This window comes from Terrisporobacter muris, from assembly GCF_024621905.1.
In the GTDB taxonomy this organism is placed as follows: domain Bacteria; phylum Bacillota; class Clostridia; order Peptostreptococcales; family Peptostreptococcaceae; genus Terrisporobacter; species Terrisporobacter muris.
This window is the reverse complement of sequence record NZ_JANKBY010000378.1, coordinates 1-3,028: the sequence shown is the minus strand read 5'-3', so window position 1 is coordinate 3,028 and position 3,028 is coordinate 1. Positions and strand designations below refer to the sequence as shown.

The following is a 3,028-nucleotide window of genomic DNA, read 5'->3' as shown; positions in this document are numbered from 1 at the left end:
TATTTTATTTATAAACTAGTAATTTGTCTACAATATAAAATTATAAAGCCAACAGTTATAAATAAATTTAACTGCTGGCTTAACTTCATTCCTGACATATAATCAAATCTTTTCAATAACTTTACTTACTAATAGTATCAAATGTCTAGATATTTTTGTATATCTCTTTAACTACAAAATGGTGTATCAGATTCGATACACCATTTTGTACAACTATTTTAAGAATGAGCATATTCTTTTTGTCTTTCATCTAGCCAAGAAATTATATCCGTCATGACATCTTCTTTATTTATCTCATTTAACATTTCATGCCTTCCTCCTTTGTATAACTTGCATGAAACATTCTTTACACCTAAATTTATGTATCTCTCTCTAAGCCTTAGGACTCCCTTTCCATTTTTACCAACAGGGTCTTTATCTCCAGACATAATATATATTGGTAAATTTAGAGGAACTTTTTTTAAATTATATGTATCTTCGATTTCTTGAAGACCTTTTATAAAATCATAGAAAAATCCACAAGTAAATAATACACCACAGAAAGGATCTTCTATATATTTTTGAACTTCTTTTTCATCTCTGGTTAACCAATCAAAATCAGTTTTCGCTGGCTTAAAGCCTTTATTATTTCCACCAAATATTAAATTGTCTAATATTTTACTTCTATATTTTCTTCCATGTTTTTTACATTCACTATTTGCTAAAAATGCTCCTACTTTTAAAACAATACCATGTTTTCCATTTGACCCAGATAATATTAGCCCAGCTAAATTACTGCCGTACTCCATTATATATCTTTGACTTGCAAAAGAGCCCATACTGTGTCCAAATAAATATATTGGTAAATCAGGATTTTCTTCTTTAATTATGTTTGTAAAAGTATTCATATCTTCCACTAAACATATGAATCCATCTTCCTCAGCTAAATAGCCTACATTATCTAGAGTTTTAGCTGTTAAACCATGACCTCTATGGTCATTTATATAAACTATATAACCATTTTCAGTTAGTTTTTCAGCAAAATTTTCATATCTAATCGCTGTTTCTGACATACCATGAGCTATTTGCACTACTGCTTTTGGATTTACATCTTCACTAGTCCATTTATAAAAATGTATATCTAAACCTTCTTTTCCTTTAAAATAAAATTCTTTACATTCCATAATTCTTGCCTCATAAATATATATTTTTTAAGTGTATTAAAATAAATTATTTAATATACTTTACTATTATACTACTTTATGGAATTAAATACTTCAGTAAATATTACACCTAGTCCATATGCTCCAGCATCTGGATGACCTAAACTTCTATCACCAACAGTTCCAGCACGCCCCATACGAGCAACTATTTCTTCTGTAGATTTTGCTCCATCTACTGCAGCCTTTGCTCCATATTCAAACGCTTTTTTGAAAGTATGATTTTCTTTTACACTTCTTGTCCAAGCATCTGCACAAGGTACTAAAGCATCTATTAAAGTCTTATCTCCAACAACTGCTCCACGTCCAAAAGACCTCTCACCAGTAGCTTGAATTCCTTTAACTGTTGCTTGCATCATATTTGCAAAGTCGTTCATGTTTAATTCTTTCTTGTCTCCTACTTCTTTAGATGCTGCTCTAAAAGCAGATCCCCAAATTGGACCAGATGCTCCTCCACAATGCTCCATTATTACCATAGAACAATCATCTAAAAACTTACTTATAGTCAAACTATCCTGTGACAATATTTCTTTCCACTCTCTTTTTAATTGCTTAAACCCTTTAGCTACACTCATTCCAAAGTCTCCGTCACCTGCAAAAGAATCTAATTCACAAAACTCTACTTCATTTTTTATTATTACTTCACTCATTTTATCTACTATATATATCATATTATCTAACGTAATTTTTTCATCTACTATACATGACATTTCTTCTTTTGACTCTAATTCAAAAGATGTAATTGAATCTTCATCGCATATTCCTAAAGAAGTATATTTTACTGAATTAACTGGTCCACTTACTTTAAATGCCGGTGTATCACTTTCTTCACATAGTAATTCTTTTAACTCATCATCTAATTTTAATATTGATACAGAAGCACCTGCCATATCTATACTTGTCATGTAATTTCCTACAAAAATTCTGTTTATTTTTATATTTTTATTTAATAATTCTCTTGTAACAGAATTATTAAATAAGTATAACTCTTGTAAAGGAGTGCTACCAAATCCATTTATCAATAAAGCTATCTCATCATTTTCATTAAGCTTCATATCACTTGAAATAGCATCTACTATTCTAGAAGCTATTTCATCAGCAGTTGTTATTTTTTCTCTTTTTATACCTGGCTCACCATGTATTCCCACACCAAATTCCATCTCATCTTCTGCAATTTCAAAAGTAGGATTTCCTTTAGCTGGTACTGTACAAGATGTTAGTCCAAATCCCAAACTTCTCACATTGTCAGCTGCCTTTTGTGCTACTGTTTTTACTTCTTCTAATGACATACCTTTTTCTGCTGCTGCACCTGCAATTTTATGAACAAACACAGTTCCTGCAACACCACGTCTTCCTACTGTATATAAGCTATCTTCTACTGCTATATCGTCATCTACTTTTACATAATCTACAGTTATTTTATCTTCACTTGCTAAATGAGCAGCATTTTTGAAATTCATCATGTCTCCACTGTAGTTTTTTATTATAAGTAAAGTACCTTTTTCACTGACAGTAGCTTTTATTCCTTGATAAACTTGAATTTGAGAAGGTGATGCAAATACGTCTCCGCATATGGCTGCATCTAACATTCCTTTTCCTATAAATCCTGCATGTGCTGGCTCGTGACCACTACCTCCACCACTTATTAAGCTTACTTTATTTTTATTTATTTCTTTTTTCTTTATTATTTTATACTTTTTAATGAACTCTAACTCAGGATGAGCTAGGGCTATTCCGTTACACATTTCCATAACAACATTTTCTGGTTTATTTATGATTTTTTTCATTTATTCCACCTCATAAGTCATATTTTAAATTTAAAATACTAT

2 protein-coding genes are annotated in these 3,028 nt (G+C 30.6%); both read right to left on the bottom strand.

From position 1 onward, the window contains the following. Positions 1-218: 218 nt before the first annotated feature. The gene (locus tag NSA58_RS18035; RefSeq protein WP_257560778.1) at positions 219-1,163 is read right to left on the bottom strand and encodes an alpha/beta hydrolase; all 945 of its coding nucleotides are present in this window, start codon (positions 1,161-1,163) and stop codon (positions 219-221) included. Positions 1,164-1,234: 71 nt separating this feature from the next. Further along, positions 1,235-2,986, bottom strand: a complete 1,752-nt coding sequence (gene dhaK, locus NSA58_RS18030) for a dihydroxyacetone kinase subunit DhaK (RefSeq protein ID WP_257560777.1) — start codon at positions 2,984-2,986, stop codon at positions 1,235-1,237. Positions 2,987-3,028 lie beyond the last annotated feature (42 nt).

What these genes read in the sequence shown, in the direction of transcription:
- dhaK (WP_257560777.1), bottom strand. Translation starts at nt 2,986, where the DNA reads ATGAAAAAAATCATAAATAAACCAGAAAATGTTGTTATGGAAATGTGT.
- NSA58_RS18035 (WP_257560778.1), bottom strand. Translation starts at nt 1,163, where the DNA reads ATGGAATGTAAAGAATTTTATTTTAAAGGAAAAGAAGGTTTAGATATA.